The following is a 21,421-nucleotide window of genomic DNA, read 5'->3' as shown; positions in this document are numbered from 1 at the left end:
CTTGACGGGCTGGGTTCAAAGAGGCCCCGCCGGGGGCCTGGGGCAAGTCTAGACCAGGGGCGGCTCAGTGCAGCGCGGCCACGAAATCCCTGACCTTGGCCAGGGCCTGGTCGTCCGCCAGGGCGTTGCCGTGGCGGCGGCCCTTGGCGATCACCAGCTGTTTCTGGCTCGAGGCACTTTCGGCGTAGAGCTTACGGGCCAGTTCGGGAGGCGTGGTCTTGTCTTGATCCCCCACCAGCACCAGCAAGGGGCCCTTGTAGCGCTCGACCACCTTCTCGTTGCCGGCACCCTTGAGGCTGGCCGCCACCTTCACGTCGGTGAAGGGCTTGAAGTACCAGGGCATCACCTCATCCACCCAGTCGTCGACGTTGGTGGCGGAGGATTCGAGGACCAGCCCCTGGCTTGGCCTGTCCAGGGCCAGCTGGCCGGCGATGAAGCTGCCGAGGGACAGGCCGTAAAGCACCACCGGCTTTTGGCTGTGAGCAGCGACATAGTCGTAGGTCTGGTCGGCGTCGCGCATCAGGGCAGCCAGGGTACCGGGCCCTTCGCTGCCTCCCAGGCCCCTGTGGTCCACCCAGACGAGATCGGTACCCAACGTCAGCAGTTTGGGCAGCACCTTGTCGGCCTCCTCGGCCAGGCGCATGTTGTTGCCGGAGAAGTAGAGCAGCACCTGGCGGCTGCCGGCCTGGTGCACCCAGATGCCACGAGCTTCCTTGCCGTCATCGCGTTTGAGGTCCAGCTTTTCCACCTTCAGGCCCGGCCTGAGCCCTTCCAGCTGAGCCAGCTGCTGGCTGGAGAGCAGCTTGGGCTCCTTGTCGTTGACGATGAAGTTGGATTCCTTGATATGGGCGGCGCAGCCTTGGAGCAGGCAGAGGGCGAGGATTGGCAGAAGCTTTTTCATTTTTCCTTCCATGGGGTTGTTAAGTCACTCTTGCGACAGCAATTTAACAAAACAGTTTCAATCTTTCCTCAGGGCTTCCTGTGGCACATGTGGCGGCTGGCCATGTCCGCGTAATCCTTGAAGCTCATCATGCCGACCGCCTTGCGCCTGGCCTCGACCCCTGCCGGATCCTCCATCTCGAAGGGCACGAAGCTGTCCCCCTGGCAGCCGCCCTGGGTGCCGTAGCGCTGGGGCTTGTGGGTGCGGTCATAGAGGTAGGCGTAGTTGGCACCGTCTATGTCCCCCTTTTCGGCCAGGGGGGCCATCAGCGCCAGCATCCGCTGCTGGAAGGCCTTGTCCTGGTCGGCGTGCTGCACCAGCAGCCAGGCGGCCTGGGAGGCCTTTTTCCCCACCAGGGGAATGGTCGGCCAGCCGATTTGCGCCACTATCTCTTCCACCCTGGCCTGGTGGCGCCGGAACATCTGGTCCTTATCCTCGCCCTTGATCTCCCCCTTCATCACCCCCTGGTCCTGCGCCATCATGGCCAGCAGTTCGTCGCCTATGGCCTGGTAGTCCGGGGTGGCGGCCATCAGGCCGAGGGGAAAGAGGGCAGTGATCAGGTAACGGAATTTCATGGGTCTTCCTTGAGTGGTTTGCCTTGGCACCCTAGCTTGAGGTGCCTTTGGGCGCCTTCAACACCAGCGCCAACATCAGCACCATGCCCGCGAGCACGGCCAGGGAGGCGCTGGCCAACACGGGTTCCAGCTTCTCCCCCGGCACGAAATTACCATAAAGAAGGAAAAGGCCCACCACCAGCACCGCCACTCCGACCTGGTGCAGGTAGAACTGCACCTGGGCCATGGGGCCTGGGCTACCCAGCCAGAGCTTGTGGCAGAGGCCATAGACGAAGGACACCACGAAGCCGGCCAGCATGATGTGGGCGTGGGTGACCAGTTGGCCGTGGTCCTGGGAGATGGCCATGGCGATGCCCAGCAACATGCCGATGATGGCGTAGCTAAGGGCGATGACGATGAATTTCCTGTCCACGAGGAACTCCGCTGGATGGGGGTTTATTAGAGATTAGGCGGAGCCTGAACAGGCGGCAGAAAAAAGGGCCCCGCAGGGCCCTTTGGGTCAGTGGTGGGAGGCCACCATGGGCCTCTCGGCCTTGGCCGACGGGAAGTAGCGCACCAGGTAGCCGCCCACTATGCCCATCACCGCCAGGGTCCAGACGATGACGGCGCCGGACGGCAGGTCGAACAGGGCCGAAGCCACCAGCCCCAGCACATAGCCGGCGGCCCCCAGCAGGTAGGCCACCGCCAGGCCAGGCCTGGCCTTGTAGTTGCGGGCCCCCAGGGCCGGGATGATGAGGCTGGCAAACACCAGGTAGACCCCCACCAGCTGCACAGAGGCCGTCACCGTCACCGCGAACAGCAGGTAGAACAGCAGGCGGTGGGCCTTGGGTACGTCGAAGCGGAACCAGATCACCAGCACCAGGGCGTAGAGCACGGCCACCGGGATCAGCTGGGAGAAGGAGACCCAGAGGATCTGCCCGACCAGGAGATCCTTGAGTTCCTCGCCGCCGTGGGGGTTGTTGGCCAGCAGCAGCAGGCCCATGGTGGCGCCCAGGGCGAACACCACCCCGATCAGGGCTTCCTGGATCTCCGGGAAACGCTTCTCTGTCCAGTGCAGGAAGAGGGCCCCCAGCATGGCCGCCGACACGGCGGCCACCTGGATCATCCAGCCGTCGGTCTCCCAACCGAAGACGTTGGCGGCGATCACCCCCAGGCCCGCGATCTGGGCTATGGCCAGGTCGATGAAGATGATGCCGCGGCTCAGTACGGAGCGGCCCAGCGGCACATGGGTGGCCACCACCAGCAGGCCCGCCACCAGCGCCGGGCCCAGTATGCTCAGGTCGAGGGCGGCCCAGTTCATGACTTCACCGCCGCCAGCAGCCGCTTGAAGGTGTCGTCATAGAGGCTGAACAGATCCTTGGCCTCTGGCGTGCCGCCGATGGTGAAAGGCAGGGTCACGGTGGGTATGCCGGTCTTGTCCGCCAGCCACTGGGCCGGCTTCTCGCTCTGGTAGGCGGCGTGGATGATGACCTTGGCCGGCTGCTCCTTCATCTGGGTGAGGATCTGGGCCAGGTGACCGCTGGTGGGTGGAATGCCGGGCTTGTCTTCCAGGGTCGCCACCTGGTTGAGCTTCAGCCAGTCTTCCAGGTAGAGCCAGCTCTCGTGGTGCACCACCACCATGGCGTGGCGCAGCGGCCTGGTCTCGGCCTTCCACTTCTTCATGGCTTCTTTCCAGCGGCCTTCGAAGTCGCCCAGGCGCTGCTGGTAGTAGCCGGTGTTGGCCGGGTCCAGCTGGCCCAGGTGCTCGGCCATGGCGCGGGCCACCGGCAGCATGTTGGCCGGGCTGGTCTGGATGTGGGGGTTGCCGGCGGCATGGACGTCGCCCTGGCTGCGGTCGATCTGCTTGGGAATGCCCAGCAGGCGCACGTAGTTGGCGGCCATGAAGTAGCCGGGCTTGCCCTTCTGCAGGTCGGGGTTGGAAGCCCTTTGCAGCAGCAGCGGCAGCCAGCCCACCTCCAGGTCGGCGCCGGTACAGGCCACCATGTCGGCGTCACGGACCTTGGCGATCAGGCTGGGACGAGCCTGGATATGGTGGGGGTCCTGCAGGCCAGTGGTGGCGGCGAAGGCCTCCACCTTGTCACCACCCACCTCAACGGCCACTGCGGCCCACTCGGGTTCACAGGCAAAGATCTGCACCTTGGCCTGGGCACCGGCGGCGGCCATCAACAGGGGCAGGGCGAGGTATTTGAAGACTTTCATCTGGGCTCTCCCTTAGAAGACGTGGGCGCCGTGGGCGCCGAAGGCTGCGATGTACTGCAGCGTGAAGAGGTTGGCGGCCTGGGGCGAGGCCTGGTCGCGGCTGTACTGGAAGCGGATGCGGCTGAACTCGCTGTTGCTCCAGTCCACCATCATGCTCCACTGTCGCGGGTCATGGTCGAGGTTGTCCAGGGCAGTGCCGTCGAAGGTCATGGGCAGCTTGTCGGCCTTGAGCTCTTCGTAGCGCAGGCCGGCCCGCCACTGAGGCATGAACTGGTAGACACCCTGCACGTACCAGCCGTCCTGCTTGCTGTTCAACGGCAGCAGGCTGGTATCCAGGGTGGTGAAGTCGCCCTGCTCCTTGCGGTGGAAATACTCGGCCTGGATCTTGGCGTTGTGGACAGTGGTGTTGCCGCTGGGGGCCCATTTCCAGACCATGTCGGCTATGTAGAGGTCGCTCTTGCCGCTGAAGCTCTCGGCGGTGTCTGCCACCGTGCGGCCGTCGGCCTTGGCGTGGAGCCAGGACAGGCCGGCCCGCCAGCTCCAGCTGTCACCGAGATCGCTGCCGACGTGGGTGAAGAGGGTGTGGGTGCCCTTGCCGCTGTTGGCGCTACCGGCCGCCGGGTAGCTGTCGCCCTTGTACCATTCGGCGCCGCTCTCCCAGAACAGCTTGGTGGGGGCCAACCAGGTCAGCTGGACGCCGTCGTCACCGAAGCTTTCGCCGCCCAGGAAGGCCTGGTAGACCAGGGGCCTGACGGCGAAATCGTCGGTGTGGGTATGGTGGTTGTTGAGGTAGCCGATGCTGGAGAAGAAGCGGCCGAACTTGACCGCCAGGCCGTCGGGCAAGGTCAGGGTCTGGAGGAAGGCCTCCTCCACGCTGACGCCGTCACCGAAGGACAGCGTCAGGTTGCCGTAGAACTTGTCGTCGACGTTGGCGGACAGGTTGATCTCGGACTCGCCCAGTTGGAAGCCCTTGTCGCCGGGGCCACCTTCACCGCCGAGGGGGAAGCCCGGCAGGCTGAACTGGTAGTCGGCCGGGGCCTGCACGAACTTGCCGTTCAGCACCACCCCTATGCCGGGGTTGAAGGTGTTGGCGGCGGTGCGGTTGGACTGCTGGCTCAGATCGATGGCCAGCTGCTGGGTCTGGTCGTTGAGCTCGTCCTGGGCGTCCTCGGCGTCGCTGATGCGCTGCTCCAGCTCCGCTATCTTGTCTTCGTTCTGCTTCTTGAGGGCCGCCAACTCTGCACGCAGGGCGGCGATTTCCTTGTCTTTATCCTTGTCCGCCGCATGGGACGGCAGGGCAGCGCCGGCCAAGAGGGCCAGCAGCAGCGAATGGGCTACTTTCATCCGGTAGTCTCCGAAAAACACGGTTCAATAACCCCAGTCCCGAACCCGGGGCTGAGTGATTGTTTGAAAGGGTGATCAGAGAACGGCTGGAGGGGCGCGGCTGCGGGGGATGACGGGGAAGGCGCGGACGGCCTCCACCCTGGCCGCCACGTATTCCAGGGGCGCTGGGCTGACCTTGGCCAACTCCGGCAGGGTCGCCGCCAGGGCGTTGCCGAGGTTGATGGAGGACACGCAGAGGGCGCAGTGGTTGTCTTTTTGCAGCAGGTGGGCCGGCTCTTCGCCGACGCTGAACTGGAGCAGGCTCCAGCCGAACAACAACAGCATCGCCAGCGCGCATCTGAACTGCACGCTGCGTTTGCGAAGCTGATGAAGGGGCTGCATTTTCATGGCGGCATCATAGCATCGCCGTAAATCACAAGTGAATTTGTGTTACGACCGACCGCCGGGGAGGGCCGCCGGAACGCCCTGCCCTATTGCTTGGCCCTCTTGCACTCGTACATCAGGCCGTCGGCCTCGGCCAAGAGGTCCTGCAGGGAATCGTGGACCCGAGGGTCGTACTGCACCAGGCCGGCGTCGAAGTGAATGCCATGGCACAGCCGTTGTTCCTCGGCCAGTTGGCGCAGCTGCCGTTCCAGGCTGCGCACCAGCGCCCTGGCCTGCACCTCGAAGGCATCGCTGAGCAGCAACGCGAACTCGTCTCCCCCCAGGCGCCCCAGGACGTCGGTACTGCGGGTAAAGGACTGCAGCCCCTGCACGAAGAGCCGCAAGGCCTGATCACCCTGGCTGTGGCCGAAGCTGTCGTTGATGGCCTTGAAGTCGGTGAGGTCGAAGACCAGGGCGCAGAGGGGGCGCCCGGTACGGGCGCTGAACTCCAGGCTGACGGGCCCCTGCAGCAACAGGCCCCGGCGGTTGTAGACGCCGGTCAGCTCGTCCACCAGGCTGGTCTCGGTCGCGGCAAGCAGGTCTTCCAGGGTGGCGGCCAGGTCGTGCAAGGCTCCCAGTTGGGCGGCCGTCGGCTGCCTGGGCTGGGCGTCACAGACACAGAGGGAGCCCACCGGCAGGCCGTTTTTCGCCCTGATCACATGGCCGGCGTAAAAGCGGATACCGGGCTGGGCCAAGACCAGGGGATTGTCCCTAAACCTGTCGTCTTCCAGGGCATCCGGCACCACCAGCAAGCCGTCTTCCTGCAGCAGGGTATGGCCACAAAAGGAGAGATCCCTGGGGGTTTCCTTGATGGTCAGACCCTGCTTGGACTTGAACCATTGGCGCTTGGCGTCCACCAGGCTGAAAAAGGCGTAGGGGGCCTCGAACAGGGTCATGGCGATGCGGGTCAGGCGATCGAAACGCGCTTCGGCGGCGCTGTCCAGCAGGCCAAGGCCATGAAGGGCGCGCAGTCGCTGTGCTTCCTGGGGATGCTCTGAGGGGCTGATCATGGGCTTCTGTTACCAAGGGCTTGACGTCTTAACCACCGCTCCACCGACAGTGAAGCAGTACGAAAAATAAGCGGGCGGAAAATTAGCACCAAGGCCAATCAATGAATGTACGTTTCTGTATCAGCGTGGACTGGGTCCAAAAAAACACCCCGCCGAGGCGGGGTGTTTTAACCAGGGTTGGATTTCAGGCCGGCTTAGGCTGCCTTGCGGCGGCGCAACCAGGCCAGGGGCGCTGCCAGCAGTAACAGCAGGCCGCCGGCACCACCGCCACCAGACTTGCCGTTGACGTGGACAGTCATGTTGGCGGAGCTGGAGCCGTTGGCGTTGCTGACGGTCAAGGTGAAGCTGTGGTCACCGGCGCTCAGGCCGGAGACGCTGGCCACGGCTTGGTCACCGTTGCTGATGCTGCCGTCGCTGCCTGTCCAGCTGTAACTCAGCACGCCGCCGTCCGGATCCACGGAAGCGGAGCCGTCCAGGGTGGCGCTGTCCCCTTCGGTGATGGTGACGGTGCTGCCGGCGTTGGCCAGGGGGGCGTCGGCCACCGGGGTCACGTTCAGCGCGAAGCTGGTGCTGGCCGCGTCGCTGGGGTTCTTGCTGTCGGCCACCGTGATGGTGACGGTGGTGGTGCCGTTGAAGTTGGCTTCGGGCACGATAGTGACAGTAGAGCCAGGGGTGTTGCCGTTGGCCACGCCGGTCACATGATCGCCAGAGACAGTGATGATGTTGGCGACCTGGTTCTCGTCGGAGTAAGCCACCATCAGGCCGTCCAGCTGGGTGTCCTCGGCGATGGTCTGGTCACCGATGGCGCCCACAGTGATGTTGGAAGGCACGTTGAGGTTGTGCTCCAACGTCTCGGTGGGCAGGCCGCTGCGGTCGACGTTGACCTTGATCGGCTCTTCGGTACCGGAAGCGTCGTTCTTCACCATGACCTGGAAGTCGATGTCGAACTGGCTGCTCTCGGGGCCTACGTAGTCGTAACAGACGGCGAGATCGCTCTTGACCTTGTCCTTGAGGTTGTCCAGGGCGTACTGGCTGCCCAGGTAATCGCCTTCGGGGCCGAAGGAGCCGCGGTAGCCTTCAAAGCCGTGGATGCCGATGGAGCCCTGGCCGCCTTGGGTGCCGAAGTCGATGTTCTGGTAACCCATGATCACTTCGTACTGGCCGTCGCCGTAGCGGTAGTTGAGGTTGTAGACGGTTTCGAAGTCGTAGCTGTCGTCACGGTCCACGTCCACCCAGCCGCTGGACTGCGGGCTGGCGCCCACCGAGCCGATGCCGATGCCGATGCCACCGGAGGCCTCCTGCATATAGGTACGGGCCTTGTCCCATTCCATGATGACGGTGCCGTCGGCGGTGAAGCCCATGCTGATACCGGAAGTATTGGCCTCGGAGAAGAGGTCGACATTCAGCGGGGTATGGAGCTGGCTCCAGTCGATACCGCTCTCGGTCACGGCGATACCGCGCATGAAGGGCGCGATGAAGGCATCCGGGAAGCCCTGGTAATCCGCGGGCAGGGCCTCCGGATAGAACAGCGGCATCTCGTCCAGTTGCAGGTAGCCCATGGGGCTGATGGTCAGGTTCGGGAACCTGGCGGTCTGGTCGAAGTTGTGGAAGACGGTGGCATAAGCGCCATCACCGTAGTACCAGCTCAACGGCACTACAGTGTTGTCGTTCCACTCGCCACCGATCTGCGGCCTAAAGCCGAAGTCCCAGAGGTTCACGTAGTTGCGATCCGCCTGGCCGTAGTTGGGCATATGGCACAGGGGGTCGTTGTCGCTGGTGGTGACCTTGTAGCCACGCTGCCAGTCGGCGCTGTTGGGCTGGTTGGAGGTCAGGGTGAAGCCGTTGTCGGTCTCCTCCAGGCCCTCGGCGTTGATGGCCTTGGACAGCTTCACCGAGCCGGGCACCAGGGCCAGGTTGCCCGGCAGCGTGGAGCTGATGTTGATGTCGTGGTCGTAACCGTCGAGGTTTTCCATCACATGCAGGTGCATGTCGATGACGTCACCGGCACGGGCCTGGGTCTGGGAGCCTTCCAGGGTCACATCGTTGTTGCCACGCTCGATGCGCACCGGGATCTGGGCGATGTTGGCCGGCTGGCTGGCATCACTGCCCACGGTCAGCATGGAGTAGTAGACGTCACCCTTGACGGCGTCCGGCAGGTCCCAGTTCAGCTTGACGTCGGCCGGGGTCAGGCCGTCCAGCATGGCGGGGCCTTCGGCGGTCAGGGCGTTGGAGCCGTCCTTGCCGACAACGGCGCTGGCTACCTTGTAGGTGTCGAAGGTGTTGGCCGGGTCAATGAAGTTGTGCTGATAGTTGCTGATCACCACCCAGTACTTGCCGGGCTGGGGGTTGTTGATGTTGCAGTAGTCGGTGATGCCCTCGGAGGTGGACATGCAGATGGCTTCGCTGTCCCAGTCGGGCTGGCCGTCACCATTGGCGTCGTAACCTATGAAGACGTCGGCGTCACCGGCCATCCACATGTTGGCGGCGCCCTTGATGGTAGTGGCGGTGCGGGCCAGCACTTCCACCATCAGGCGGGAGGCACCTTCAGGCACGTCGATGGTGGTGACGTCGGTGGAGGCGTCCGGTACATGGCTACAGGCAAAGCTGCAATAGTTAACGGACTGAGGCAGGGTCACTTCCCGCAGCTGGGCCTTGACCGGGGTGGCGGCGCTGTACACAGGGGCGTCCGCCTGCGGCAGCATCAGGTTGCCGAGGTTGTGGATACCCTGGTCACGGTTGCTGGTAAAGCCAACGCTGTCAGGCAGGTTGCGGTTGTCGAAGGTGACAGCCACCGGCATGAACACGGAGGGGATATCCGGCTGGTCGGGTACCAGGCGCACCGAGCCGTGAACCTCGGACTCGGAATTGTAGTTCTTGGCTTGGCTGTTGAGGATCTTGGCGGTAAAGACCACAGACTGGGTCTGGCCGGCCTTGAGGCTGAAGCTGGAGGGCGTGGCTTCCAGCTGAAAGCTGAACTCGCCGGTCTTGGGCTCCACAGTCCAGGAACCGTCGCGAGTGGCCTTGAAGGTACGGACCCAGGTGCAGCTCTCGGCGCAGTGCATGTTGACCAGTTCGGGCAGGTTGAGGTTGTGCACCACACCGCCGTTGGCCGGGTCGGCATTGCGGAAGTTCTCCACGGACTCGTCCATCAGCAGGCCGCTGTTGACGGCGGCGTTGACGTCCACCCGGCCGGAACCGGCGCGGTAGATGTCGGCATCCTGCAGGGGGGACCAGGGATTGGGCAGGTAGCGGACGTCCTGGACTGAGGTCATCTGCATGGCGCTCTGCACTTCCGAGACGGTCCAGTCCGGGTGGGCCTGGCGCACCAGGGTCATGGCACCGGCCACATGGGGGCTGGCCATGGAGGTACCGCTCATGATGGTCCAGTCGCTGGCGTTGGGGCCCATGGTGAAGGGTTGATCGTCGGAGTTGGCGGCGTAGATGTTGACTCCGGGCGCCGTGATCATGGGGATCAGGTGCTCGGGCGCATAGTAGCTGGGGCCACGGGACGAGAAGCTGGCCAGGATGTCGGCTTGGTTCTCGTCTATGGTCCGCTCCACGTGGGAAGCGGTGATCTCGCCCTTGTGGTAGCTGCCGTCGGCCAGCCAGTTCTTCAGGTAATAGGCGTCGCCGGCGCTGATCTGGATGCCCGGCAACGAGTAGATGTCGTTGAAGATCATGCCGTCAGGCGAGCTGGTGTCGTAGCTCATGTTGGCCAGCACGAAACCGCCGGCGCCACCGGCCTTGACGTTGTCGGCCTTGGCCTTGCGGGCGATGTCGCCGCGGTCACAGACGACGATGTCGGTAGGCTGGAAGGTACCGGCCGGGAAAGGCACGTTACAGGTCTCGGGCCCAAAGGCGTCGCTGGTGTCCGGGTCGGGGTAGTTCTTGGCGTAGACGACGTCACCGACTATGCCGCCGCTCAGGCTGCCGCCACTGATGGTAGTGGGGACATACATAGTACTGTCGCTGTCGAAGTTGGTCAGGCTCTTGCCCACCACGCCGATGTTGCGGCCGTCGGAAGCGGCGGCCACGTTGACCAGCCAGGGAGAGCTGTGATCGATGTAACCGAAGACCTCGTTGCCGCTGGCATTCTGGCCGGAGTTGCCGGCGGCCACGGCCACGGCGATGCCGGCTTCGTGGGCCTGCAGGAAGGCCTGTTCCATGGGGCTTTCCCAGGGAGAGCTTTCCTGACCACCGATGGAGAAGTTGATGACGTCGACGCCGGTGGCGACAGCGTCTTCGATACCGGCCAGGATGGCGTCACCGGGACAGCCGGCGTAGGGGTCGCCACTTTCGCCGGGGAAACAGACCTGGAAGGCGACGATGTTGGCGTGGGGCGCCATGCCGGAAACGCGGTCGAAGGTGAAGCCGGTGTCAATACCGTGGCCGGTGGCTGTGGGGCTCGCCGCCTGGAAGGGGGCGTTCTTGATGACGTTACCGGCGACGGTACTGGCGGTGTGGGAGCCGTGGCCTACGTAATCCTCACCGAAGCGGGGGCGAATTTCGACGTTGGGCTCGTACCAGGGTTTGGACGGATCCTGGAATGCGTCGGCGGAATAGGCGTCGGTGATCCTCTCGTAACTGAAGACACCGATCAGCTTGTCGTTACAGCGGTCGGCAAACTCAGCCTGGGTACAGTCGCCCAGGTAGTTGCCGTGGCCCAGTGGGTTTTGGACGGTATAACCGTCGTCACCAGTGGGCTGGAAGCTGGGGTGGTCGGTGTTGATACCCGTATCGACGATACCGACGACCATGCCTTCACCCTGGTAAGGGGTGTTGGTGACGTTGTCACCGCTCCAGACCTTGTCGGCACCGATATGGATGGGGCCGTAGTCGGTCTGCAGGTGGTACATCTGGTTCTTGGTGATGCGCTTGACCTGAGGCAGGCTGGCCATGCGTTGGGCCTCGGCCTGGGTCATCTTGAGGCTGAAGCCGTTCAGCACCTTGGTATAACGCAGCTTGGGATCCAGCTGACGGCCGATCAGGGCGCTGGCGGCGGACAGTACGCTGTCCTGGCCCTGGGTGACCTTGAGCTGCTGGCTGGCGGCGGTGGGGCTGCGCAGGGCGGCACCTGTGACGCGCATGGCGCTGGCATCGTTCAGGGTCTTGGCGGGGATGGCACCGCTGGCGACCTGCTGAACCAGCATGGCGCGCTGCTGTTCGATGACAGTATCACCGTACAGCTCAACGATGTAGTCGTGCTCGCCCTGGGCATCGGCCTTGGAGGCCTTGAACTTGTCGGCGATGGTATTGCGCTTGAGCTGGATGTTCTGGCCGTTATTGCGCTTGACGGCGTTACCGCTGGTCTTGTTGCGCAGCTGCTGCTGGGCCATGAATTCGGCGCTGGGCAGCTTCATTTCCTGGAGCTTGGCGACAGGCGCTGCGCCCGTCGCCATGCTGGGTGCAGCCAGCACAGTAGTAGCGACGCCGGCGCTGTAAAGCGCTGACAAAGTCGCCAGGGTAAGGGACTTGAGTTTCACGTGACCTCCAAATTTTACAAATGTCGCACCAGGGTTTGTTACCCCGTCAGGTGCGAGCTGTATCTGTATCCTTGGAGGCAGGATGAAATGTGCCCACAGGCCTTGCCGCTTGCGCAGCCAGCACAATAGTGGCAATGCCGGCGCCAGGCAGCGCAGGCAAGGTCGCCATGGTGTGGGGCTGAATGTTTCACTTGACCTCCAAGTTTACATTCGCAGCACGAACCGTAAAAAAGTTCGTTACATGCGAGAGGCGTATCTATATCCCCAGCCCATGGATGAAATGCGTACAAAAGTGTGCAGACTGTTAACAGAGATCTGGTTGTAAGTTGCGACCTTGATATGATGTGGATGCCTAACCGGCTAGCCGTAGAGGCCGGTTGTAGTCTTGGAAATCAGAATGATGCGACCCCCCCTGTTGTCACTGCTGTACTGCTGCCTGTTGAGCCTGGTCCTGTTATGGTCAGACCTGGCTTTGGCTGCCGAATCCACCGAAGGGGGTGCCGATTGGCGGCTGTCGATGGCCGTGGGGGTGGGCCGTTACGGTTCGGTATTGCGGGATGGTGAAGACATCCCCCTCTACGTGCTGCCCCGCTGGTCTTTTTATTACAAACGCTTTTACGTCGAGGACCTGGACCTGGGTTTTAACCTGCTGCAAAGCGGACATTGGTCTTTCGACCTGACCACCAAGCAAAGCTTCGACGCTCTGCTGCTGCGAGGCAGCTCATTGGGCAACGCCTTCTTCAGTGGCCTGGCGAGTGCGAATATCCCCATAGGGGTGCCTTTCGGTGTTGACCCCAAAAAGCTGATCCACCCGGCAAAACGCACCATGAGCTACCTGGGGGGTGCCACCCTCTATTGGCAGAACCAGGACTGGCAACTGAGCAGCGCCTGGCATACCGACATCAGCGGCGTGCATCGGGGCAGCGAATGGGAAAACAAGGTCCGCTACCAGCAGCATTTAGGCCCCTTGGATCTCGCCCTGACGGCCGGGGCCAGGCGCCTGAGCAGCAGTTACAGCAATTACTATTTCGGCGTCCACAAGCAGGACAACGACTTTCACTACCAATACGAGCCAGGGGCCCAATGGCTGCCTTCCCTCAAGATGGAAAGCCGTTTCCCTCTGGGCAAGGACAAGCAGCTGGTGGCCAGTTGGAAGCGCGAGTGGCTGCCAAAAGCCTATGACAAGAACTTGTTTTTCGACCAACGACATCAGGACATCTGGTTTGTAGGGGTCAGCTGGGCATGGTGATCAGGCGGCTGGCATTGACAGGCATGCTGCTGCTCCCCTTCACGGCGGGAGCGGCCGAGATGCTGCTGGATGTCAGGCCACTTGTCTGTGTCGGCAAGGCCGATGAGCCCTGCCCCCTCAATGCCAAGGTCAGCTGGCACGCCGACCGCCAGCTCTGCCTGGTCTTGGCAAGGGACCCAGGGCACCCCTTTACCTGCCAACAGCAGACAAGCGACTTCCCACTGAAGCTGTCCCTGAACGGCAACATCCGGCTGCAACTGCTGGACGCCGTCAGCCTGGAACCGGTGGCGGAAAGGGAGATCCGCTATCTCCAGTCGTCGTCGCAATCCTCAGCACTGATCCACCGACGCCTGGAATGGAGCCTCTTCCGATGAGCAGCCACATCCTTCTACTGGAAGACGACGCCGAGTTGTCGCGCCTGATCAAGGGCTTCCTGATGTCCAAGGGCTACGAGATCACGGCCTGCCGCAGCGCCAACCGCGCCCAGCAGCTGGTCGCCCAGCAACATTTCGACCTGCTGCTCTGTGACGTCATGCTGCCGGGGGAAAGCGGTTTTGACTTCGTGGCGGCCATCAGGGACGGTTTCCCCGGCCCCATCATCTTCATGACGGCCCAGACCCAGCTGCAACACCAGCTGCACGGCTTTTCCCTGGGTGCCCAGGATTACCTGCTCAAGCCGGTGGACCCCAGGCTGCTCCACGCCAAGATCCAGGTCTTCCTGCCCAAGGAGGAAGACACCAAAGCGGCGCCGCCGGCCCACTTCAAGCAGTTCAACCTGACCCTGGATCACCAGGCCGGGGTGGCCACCCTGGCCGGCCAGGCCCTGCAACTGACCACGGCGGAGCTGCGGCTGCTCAGCGCCCTGCTGGAGCAATACGGCAAGGTGGTCAGCCGTGAGTGGCTGTTCCAACACCAGCTGGGGCGTGATTACGACGGCATGGACAGGACCATGGACGGCAGGGCGTCGCGGCTGAGGAAGAAGCTGCAAACCATAGATCCCCAATGGACAATAGGCACCGTCTGGGGCCAGGGCTACAGGCTCATCTATGAAGCTGCGATGCAAGCTTAAATCGCCCCTGGTCCGTTACTACCTGGCCCTGGTACTGACGGTACTGCTGCTGTCCTTCAGCCTCAACGAGGTCCATGCCTGGCTGACCATAGAACAGGCCCCGCAGGTGAACGCCAAGGAGGTGCTGACAGCAGTGCAACAGCGCCGCGAGCGGGGTGAGCGCCTCGGTTGCTCGGCCGACAGCGACCCTGACTGCAATAAGGCCCTCTTCGTTCGTTACCCGTCTGGTTACTGGGGTGGACAGCCTCTGGGGGAGCCGGGGGCCGTCATTCCCCTTCATGACAACAAGGGGAACAGCCTGCTCTGCCACATCGACCACCAGGGCGGCCTGCTCTGCCTCAACCAGCTCAACTGGCCCAAGCACGAGGAGCCAGCCCTGGATTTTGCTTATATCTTCTACCTGGTGCTGCTGCTGGGGCTCTTCTTTGTCAGCAGGGGCATCTTCCGCGACATAGAGACATTGCGGGCCAGCGCCATCAAGGAGATCCGCTTCGGCAAATTCCCCCGTTTCACCCTGAGCCGTCGCTCCTACCTGGCCCCCCTGGCACAGTCGCTGCACAACCTCACTGGCCGCATAGCGCAGCTCAATCGCTTCCAGGCCGAGGTGGCCGAGACCGTCTGCCACGACATCAAGACCCCCTTGGCCAGGATGCGCTTCCTCTGCCAGATGCTGGAAGACTATCCCCCCGAAGAGCTGGAAAGGATGCTGGAGCAGAACATCAAGGAGATCGAAGCCAACGTCTACGACTACCTGCGCCTGGCCCAGAACGACTACAACCCCCAGGAGCCCAGCCGCCAGCGCCTGCAGCTGCGCTCCTACCTGGAATCGGTGATCCGGCCCTTCACCGAGCTGGGCGACAAGCCCATCCAGCTCTGTGTCGACCACGACAGTCCCTTCGTGGCCGACGCCACCCTGCTGACCCGGGCCCTCAACAACCTGCTGGCCAATGCGCTGCGTTTCGCCCACAGCCAGGTCAGGGTCGAGGCCAGCCTCAGCCAGCAGGAGCTGGTGATCCAGGTGATCGACGACGGCCCTGGCTGGCAGGAAGAGGAAGAAGAACAAGCCGAGAGCCAGGACAACATAGCCCACCACGGCATAGGCCTGGCCATAGTGCGGCGGGTGGCCGAGCAGCACCGGGGCCGGTTGCAGATGGCCAGGGACGGCGCCGCTGGCACCCGCGCCAGCCTCTACCTGCCCCAGGGCCAGCAGCAAGGGGCTTCCCAAAACGCCACGACCGGCTAAGATGGACTGCCAGCCATCCAGAAGTCGTGCCCATGGAAAAGAAGATCCTGCTCACCCAGTGCCCTGACGCCAAGGGCCTGATCGCCAAGATCACCAACCTCTGCTACAAGCACCAGCTCAACATCACCCGCAACCACGAGTTCGTGGACAGGGAGCATGGCCGCTTCTTCATGCGCACCGAGCTGAACGGCATCTTCAACGACAGCACCCTGCTGGCCGACTTGGACGAGGCCCTGCCCAAGGGCGCCATCCGGCGCCTGGTGCCTTCAGGGCGCAAGCGCATCGTCATATTGGTCACCCGTGAGGCCCACGCCCTGGGCGACATCCTGATGAAGTGTTTCGAAGGGGCCCTGGAGGTGGAGATAGCGGCGGTGATCGGCAACCACGGGGACCTCGGCGACCTGGTGACCCGCTTTGGCATCCCCTTCCACCAGGTGCCTCACCAGGGGCTGAGCCGCCCCGAGCACGAAGCGGCCCTCCAGGCCATCATCGACGACTACGGCCCCGACTACCTGGTGCTGGCCAAGTTCATGCGCATCCTGACCCCGGACTTCGTGGCCCAGTACCCCCACAAGATCATCAACATCCACCACAGCTTCCTGCCCGCCTTCATCGGCGCCAACCCTTACCGCCAGGCCTTCGAGCGGGGGGTGAAGATGATCGGCGCCACCGCCCATTTCGTCACCGACGACCTGGACGAAGGCCCCATCATCGAGCAGGACGTGATCCACGTCAGCCACGCCCAGTCCGCCACCGACATGGCCAAGGCCGGCCGGGACGTGGAGAAATCGGTGCTGAGCCGGGCCCTGCAGCTGGTGCTGGAAGAGCGGGTCTTCGTCCACGGCAACAAGACGGTGGTGTTCAAGTGAGCCACCTCAAGGCCATCCACCATGTCGCCCTCATCTGCAGCGATTATCAGCGCTCCAAGGCCTTCTATACCCAGGTCCTGGAGCTGGCGGTGTTGGCCGAGCAGTACAGGGCCGAGCGGGACTCCTGGAAGCTGGATCTGGCCCTGCCGGACGGCGGCCAGCTGGAGCTGTTCAGCTTCCCAAGCGCCCCGGCCAGGCCCAGCTACCCCGAGGCCCAGGGGCTGCGCCACCTGGCCTTTGCCGTAGCGGACGTGGCGGCCACCGCCGCCTGGCTCCAGGCCAAGGGAATAGCGGTGGAGCCCATACGCCAGGACCCGGCAACCGGGCGCTTGTTCACATTTTTCGAAGATCCCGACCGGCTGCCCCTGGAGCTATACCAGACCTGAAAATCCCCACAAATTCAGTCTCTTTCGGGTAAAACCCAGGTTTTTTCATCATAAATTCAACAAAAACCTAAAGAGCTGCTCACTTTTGCCACAGTCGCCTTGTGGAAAGGCGCGGCCAATATCGGTATAACAAGCCGCGTACTCTTAAAATAAGACGGATCACACTATGACAACCACCGCTTCCCTTGAAGCCATCAAGGCCGAGGAGTCGAAGAAGCGCCGTGCCTTTATGGCCCTCTTCATGATCGAGATGTGGGAGCGTTTCGGCTTCTACGGCATGCAAGTCCTTATCGTCATGTTTGCCACCAGCTACCTGGGCTTTGACGATACCCGCGCCAACCTCACCTGGGGCGCCTTCGCCGCCATGATCTACTTAGCCCCCGTGGCCGGTGGCTGGATCGGCGACAAGGTGCTGGGGGCGCGGCGCACCACCATGCTGGGCGGCATAGTGCTGGCCCTGGGCTATGGCCTGCTGTCCGTGCCCTGGGACCAGGTCATGGGCGGTACCGGCCACGCCATGGTGTTTTTCTCCATGGGCGTCATCGCCGTCGGTAACGGCCTCTTCAAGGCCAACCCCAACAACCTGGTGGCCAAGCTCTACGAAGACGACGAGTCCAAGCTGGACGGCGCCTTCACCATGTATTACATGTCCATCAACCTGGGCGCCTTCCTGTCCCAGACCCTGACCCCCATCATCCGTGTCCACTACGGTTGGCACTGGGCCTTCCTGGTCTGCTCCCTGGGCCTGGTGTTCGGCGTGGCCCAGTACATAGTGCAGGGCAAATACCTCAAGCACATCGGCTCCGATCCCGACTTCAAGCCCATGCACCTCGGCAAGCTGCTGGGCGTACTGGCAGGCACCCTGGTCGCCGCCGTGCTGGTGGGCCTGGTGGTCCAGAACCTGGAACTGGCCAACCTGGTGGTTAATATCGCCGGTGCCGGCCTGGCCGCCTTCTTCATATTTCTGGTGTGGCGCGCCAACAGCGCCGAGCGCAGCGGCCTGATCGCCATGATCATCCTGACGCTCCAGACCATCCTCTTCTTCATCTTCTACCAGCAGATGTCCACCTCCCTGACGTTCTTTGCAAAAAACAACGTCATGCTGGACCTCTTCGGCTACCAGATCCCCCCTGAGCAGTTCCAGGTGCTGAATCCCTTCTGGATAGCGGTGATGAGCCCTGTACTGGCCTGGATGTACGCTTCCATGGGCAGCAAGGACAAGGACCTGTCCCTGGCCGGCAAGTACGCCTGGGGCTTCATACTGCTGGCCGTCGGCTTCTTCCTCTATGCCGTCAGCGGCAACTTCGCCACCGCCGGCCTGGTTTCCCCCTGGTGGATGGTGTCCGGCTATTTCTTCCAGTCCGTGGGCGAACTGCTGATCTCCGGCCTAGGCCTGGGCATGGTGGCCCGTTACGTGGCCCCCAATCTGCGCGGCCTGATGATGGGCGCCTGGCTGCTGGCCACCGGCCTGTCCCAGTACCTGGGTTCCATAGTGGCCAACTACGCCAGCGTACCGGAAAGCATCACAGAGCCGACCCAGACCCTGCCGCTCTACACCCACCTCTTCCAGAACCTGGGCTGGGTGGCCCTGGCCGGCGCCGTTGTCGCCGTGCTGCTGGTGCCCTACCTCAAGAAACTGGACGCCCACTGCAAGGAAGCCCTGGCCGCCGCGGCCTGATAGGACTTCCCAAGAAAAAGCCCCCGCAGTGCGGGGGCTTTTTTTATTCAGAGAGCCACATGGGGGCCGAAGGCCTCGTAGTGGATACGGCCCTCATCCACCCCCGCTTCCAACAGCTGGCTCTTCGCCGAGGCCATAAAGGGCATCGGGCCGCAGAGGTAGAAGTCGCCGTCGGCGATAGGCAGGGTCGCTTTGACCTTGGCGATATCCATCAGGCCGCTGTGCTGCAGCGCCTCCCCTTCCCGGTACCAGACCTGGGTGTTGACGCCGTGGCGCCCGGCCAGTTCGACCACCCTGTCTTTGAAGCTGTGCTGGGCCGCGTTTTCGCAGGCGTGCAGGAAGTGGACGGGGCGGGGGCTGTTGCCGGCGCAGAGGGTCTCCAGCATGGCCATCATGGGGGTCAGGCCGACACCGGCGCTGACCAGCACCACAGGGCTTTGGCTTTCCTGGTCCAGGAAGAAATCCCCTGCCGGCGGGATCAGCGCCACCTCGTCACCCACCTGGACCTGGTCATGCAGGTGGTTGGACACCAGGCCCTGTTGCTCACCATTACCCTCACGCTTGACGCTGATGCGGTAGCGGCGGCCGTCGGACTTGTCCGACAGGCTGTATTGGCGGATCTCGTTGTAGTCGCTGCCAGCCGGATGCACCTTGATACCGATATACTGGCCCGGTTCGAAGCTCAGCACGGCGCCGCCGTCTACTGGCTCCCAGACGAAGCTGGTCACCCGTTCGGATTCCGGCGTCTTTGCCACCAGGCGGAAGCGGCGCTCTCCTGCCCAACCGCCCTGGGCCTGGCGGCGCACCTCGTAGAGGGTGCCTTCGCGGTCGATGAAGATCCCGGCCAGGAAATGGTAGGCCTCGGCCCAGGCGGCGGTGGTGGCCTCGTCGAAGACCTCGGGGGCCAGCTCCTGCAAGGTGGCCAGCAGGTGCCCGCCGACGATGGCGTAATGCTCGGGTTTGACCACGAAACTGGTGTGCTTCTGGGCGATACGCTCCACGGCCCCGGCCAGCACCTCCGGGGTTTCGATGTGTTTGGCGTAGGCGGCGATGGCCTCGAACAGCGCTACCTGCTGGCGGCCCGTCTGCTGGTTGGTCAGGTTGAAGATGTCCTTCAGCTCGGGATTATGGCTGAACATCCGCTGGTAAAAGTGGGCGGTGATAGCCGGGCCCGCCTGCTCCAGGACGGGGATGGTGGCTTTGACATGGGCTATGGTGCTGGCACTCAGCATGGTACTACTCCTTGGATATGAAAGGCTGCCTTGCCTCTATCAAAGGTCATGCCAGTTGAAATACTACTTATATATCAATGCATTAAATATTAAGCATTGCCTTTGCAGTAAAAATGACACACCATCCTTACGGTCATTTACACTCCATGGAGTCATATAGACACATGATGGGTCTCAACCAGGGGCTACTGCTGGAGATAGCCCTGGATCTGGCATCCAGCCTGGCCAACAAGGACAGGTTCGACCGCTTGCTGACGGCCCTGCGCAAGGCCATTCCCTGTGACGCCATAGCCCTGCTGGCCTACCAGGCCCCGGACGCCGTGCCCCTGGCCATACAGGGGCTCTCCGCCGACACCAGGGGCAGGCGCTTCCATCTGGATCACCACCCCCGCTTCAAGGCCATGGCCGAGGCCGGACGGCCGGTGCGCTTCAAGGAAGACGCCGAGCTCCCCGACCCTTACGACGGCCTGCTGCTGGCTGATGCCAGCGACCTGCAGATCCACGCCTGCATGGGCCTGCCACTGCACAGCGATGGCAGGCTGTTGGGCTTCCTGACCTTCGACAGCCTGGCCCCCGGCAGTTTCGATGCCATAACAGACAGGACCCTCGACGTGGTGTCGGCCCTGGCGGCGGCCACCCTCAAGGCGGCCATCCAGCTGGACAGCCTGGAACAGCGGGCCCAGCACAACCAGCAGGTCATGCAGGAACTGGCGTCGGAGGCCCTGAGCCGGGACGGCAGCCGCCTGCTGGGCGACAGCCCGGTGATGGAACGCCTCAAGCAGGAGCTGGCGCTGGTGGCCCCCTCGGATTTCACCGTGCTCATCCAGGGTGAGACGGGGGTCGGCAAGGAGCTGGTGGCTCGTACCCTGCACGCCCAGTCCAAGCGCGCCCAGGCGCCGCTGGTACACATCAACTGCGCCGCCCTGCCCGAGCAGCTGATCGAAAGCGAACTGTTCGGCCATACCAAGGGCGCCTTCACCGGTGCCGACAGTGCCAGGCCGGGCAAATTCCTGCTGGCCGACGGCGGCACCCTCTTCCTGGACGAAGTGGGGGAGCTGTCCCTGGCGACCCAGAGCAAGCTGCTGCGCACCCTGCAAAGCGGCGAGATCCAGACCCTGGGCCAGGACCAGAGCCGCCAGGTGGACGTGCGGGTGCTGGCCGCCACCAACCGCGACCTCAAGGCGGAGGTGGCGGCCGGCCGCTTCCGTGCCGACCTCTACCACCGCCTCAGCGTCTACCCCGTGGCCGTGCCGCCGCTGCGGGAAAGGGGTACCGACATACTGCTGCTGGCCGGTTTTTTCCTGGAGAACACCCGGCGCCGCCTGGGCCTGGCCCAGCTCAAGCTGGCTCCCGCCACCGAACAACTGATGCTCAGCTATGACTGGCCAGGCAACGTGCGGGAGCTGGAGCACTGCGTCAGCCGCAGTGCCCTGAAGGCGGTGCGCGAGCAGGGCCCTCAGGGATTCGTCACCATAGAGCCACAGCACTGCGACCTGGACGGCGCCGCCCCCGCCAAGCCGGCGCTGACGCCTTTGGTGAAGACCCAGCAGCTCAGCCTCAAGGCCGCCGTGGACAGCTATCAGCGGCAGCTGATCGGCGAGGTACTGGAACAGGAAGGGCACAACTGGTCGGCGGCGGCGCGGCGCCTGGAACTGGACAGGGCCAACCTGCAACGGCTGGCCAAACGGTTGGGGCTGACGCTGAAGAAAAAGCTGGCCTGA

At 63.3% G+C, this 21,421-nt stretch carries 18 protein-coding genes; 8 read left to right on the top strand and 10 right to left on the bottom strand.

What is annotated here, in order from left to right:
* Positions 1-64 precede the first annotated feature (64 nt).
* From PVT67_RS00965 to PVT67_RS00925, 9 genes are all read right to left on the bottom strand, one after another.
* Positions 65-901 (bottom strand): alpha/beta hydrolase, encoded by an 837-nt coding sequence (locus PVT67_RS00965; RefSeq protein WP_301496884.1) that lies wholly within the window; start codon positions 899-901, stop codon positions 65-67.
* A 68-nt stretch (positions 902-969) separates the two neighbouring features.
* Positions 970-1,515 carry a DUF6624 domain-containing protein gene (locus PVT67_RS00960; RefSeq protein WP_301496882.1) on the bottom strand — a complete coding sequence of 182 codons (546 nt, stop codon included), beginning with the start codon at positions 1,513-1,515 and terminating at the stop codon, positions 970-972.
* A 31-nt stretch (positions 1,516-1,546) separates the two neighbouring features.
* Complete coding sequence (locus PVT67_RS00955) at positions 1,547-1,927, bottom strand: TonB-dependent receptor (protein WP_301496880.1); 381 nt, start codon at positions 1,925-1,927, stop codon at positions 1,547-1,549.
* A gap of 87 nt (positions 1,928-2,014) precedes the next feature.
* Positions 2,015-2,815: a metal ABC transporter permease gene (locus tag PVT67_RS00950; RefSeq protein ID WP_301496878.1), complete on the bottom strand. Its 801-nt coding sequence runs from the start codon at positions 2,813-2,815 to the stop codon at positions 2,015-2,017.
* A complete protein-coding gene (locus PVT67_RS00945) occupies positions 2,812-3,714 on the bottom strand; it encodes a metal ABC transporter substrate-binding protein (RefSeq protein ID WP_301496875.1) in 903 nt (300 codons plus the stop codon). The genes PVT67_RS00950 and PVT67_RS00945 overlap by 4 nt, the downstream gene beginning before the upstream one ends.
* 12 nt (positions 3,715-3,726) lie before the next feature.
* The gene (locus PVT67_RS00940) at positions 3,727-5,058 is read right to left on the bottom strand and encodes a hypothetical protein (protein WP_301496873.1); all 1,332 of its coding nucleotides are present in this window, start codon (positions 5,056-5,058) and stop codon (positions 3,727-3,729) included.
* Between the two features lie 75 nt (positions 5,059-5,133).
* On the bottom strand, positions 5,134-5,406 hold the full coding sequence (locus PVT67_RS00935; RefSeq protein WP_301496871.1) for a hypothetical protein: 273 nt from the start codon (positions 5,404-5,406) through the stop codon (positions 5,134-5,136).
* A gap of 122 nt (positions 5,407-5,528) precedes the next feature.
* Positions 5,529-6,491: a GGDEF domain-containing protein gene (locus PVT67_RS00930; RefSeq protein WP_301496869.1), complete on the bottom strand. Its 963-nt coding sequence runs from the start codon at positions 6,489-6,491 to the stop codon at positions 5,529-5,531.
* Between the two features lie 194 nt (positions 6,492-6,685).
* Positions 6,686-11,974, bottom strand: coding sequence for a S8 family serine peptidase (locus tag PVT67_RS00925; protein WP_301496867.1), 5,289 nt, complete (start codon positions 11,972-11,974; stop codon positions 6,686-6,688).
* A 397-nt stretch (positions 11,975-12,371) separates the two neighbouring features.
* On the opposite strand from PVT67_RS00925, the gene PVT67_RS00920 reads away from it, so the two are divergent.
* From PVT67_RS00920 to PVT67_RS00890, 7 genes are all read left to right on the top strand, one after another.
* The gene (locus PVT67_RS00920) at positions 12,372-13,223 is read left to right on the top strand and encodes a MipA/OmpV family protein (protein ID WP_301496865.1); all 852 of its coding nucleotides are present in this window, start codon (positions 12,372-12,374) and stop codon (positions 13,221-13,223) included.
* Positions 13,224-13,246: 23 nt separating this feature from the next.
* Entirely contained in the window at positions 13,247-13,597 is a 351-nt protein-coding gene (locus tag PVT67_RS00915) for a DUF3019 domain-containing protein (RefSeq protein ID WP_301496863.1), read from the top strand.
* Positions 13,594-14,292: a response regulator transcription factor gene (locus PVT67_RS00910; protein ID WP_301496861.1), complete on the top strand. Its 699-nt coding sequence runs from the start codon at positions 13,594-13,596 to the stop codon at positions 14,290-14,292. The genes PVT67_RS00915 and PVT67_RS00910 overlap by 4 nt, the downstream gene beginning before the upstream one ends.
* Complete coding sequence (locus PVT67_RS00905; protein ID WP_301496859.1) at positions 14,270-15,535, top strand: sensor histidine kinase; 1,266 nt, start codon at positions 14,270-14,272, stop codon at positions 15,533-15,535. Before PVT67_RS00910 ends, PVT67_RS00905 begins: the two co-directional genes overlap by 23 nt.
* A 32-nt stretch (positions 15,536-15,567) precedes the next feature.
* Complete coding sequence (purU, locus tag PVT67_RS00900; protein WP_301496857.1) at positions 15,568-16,404, top strand: formyltetrahydrofolate deformylase; 837 nt, start codon at positions 15,568-15,570, stop codon at positions 16,402-16,404.
* Positions 16,401-16,790, top strand: coding sequence for an SMU1112c/YaeR family gloxylase I-like metalloprotein (gene gloA2 / locus PVT67_RS00895; RefSeq protein ID WP_301496855.1), 390 nt, complete (start codon positions 16,401-16,403; stop codon positions 16,788-16,790). The genes purU and gloA2 overlap by 4 nt, the downstream gene beginning before the upstream one ends.
* A 166-nt stretch (positions 16,791-16,956) precedes the next feature.
* The gene (locus PVT67_RS00890) at positions 16,957-18,468 is read left to right on the top strand and encodes a peptide MFS transporter (protein ID WP_301496853.1); all 1,512 of its coding nucleotides are present in this window, start codon (positions 16,957-16,959) and stop codon (positions 18,466-18,468) included.
* Positions 18,469-18,515: 47 nt separating this feature from the next.
* On the opposite strand, the gene hmpA is transcribed toward PVT67_RS00890, so the two are convergent.
* Positions 18,516-19,700 (bottom strand): NO-inducible flavohemoprotein, encoded by a 1,185-nt coding sequence (hmpA, locus tag PVT67_RS00885; RefSeq protein WP_301496851.1) that lies wholly within the window; start codon positions 19,698-19,700, stop codon positions 18,516-18,518.
* 167 nt (positions 19,701-19,867) lie between these two features.
* Here hmpA and norR point away from each other — a divergent pair, with 167 nt between their 5' ends.
* Complete coding sequence (gene norR, locus PVT67_RS00880; protein WP_336407831.1) at positions 19,868-21,421, top strand: nitric oxide reductase transcriptional regulator NorR; 1,554 nt, start codon at positions 19,868-19,870, stop codon at positions 21,419-21,421.

It is taken from the genome of Gallaecimonas kandeliae (assembly GCF_030450055.1).
GTDB lineage: Bacteria > Pseudomonadota > Gammaproteobacteria > Enterobacterales > Gallaecimonadaceae > Gallaecimonas > Gallaecimonas kandeliae.
This window is presented reverse-complemented; position numbering and strand designations above follow the sequence as displayed.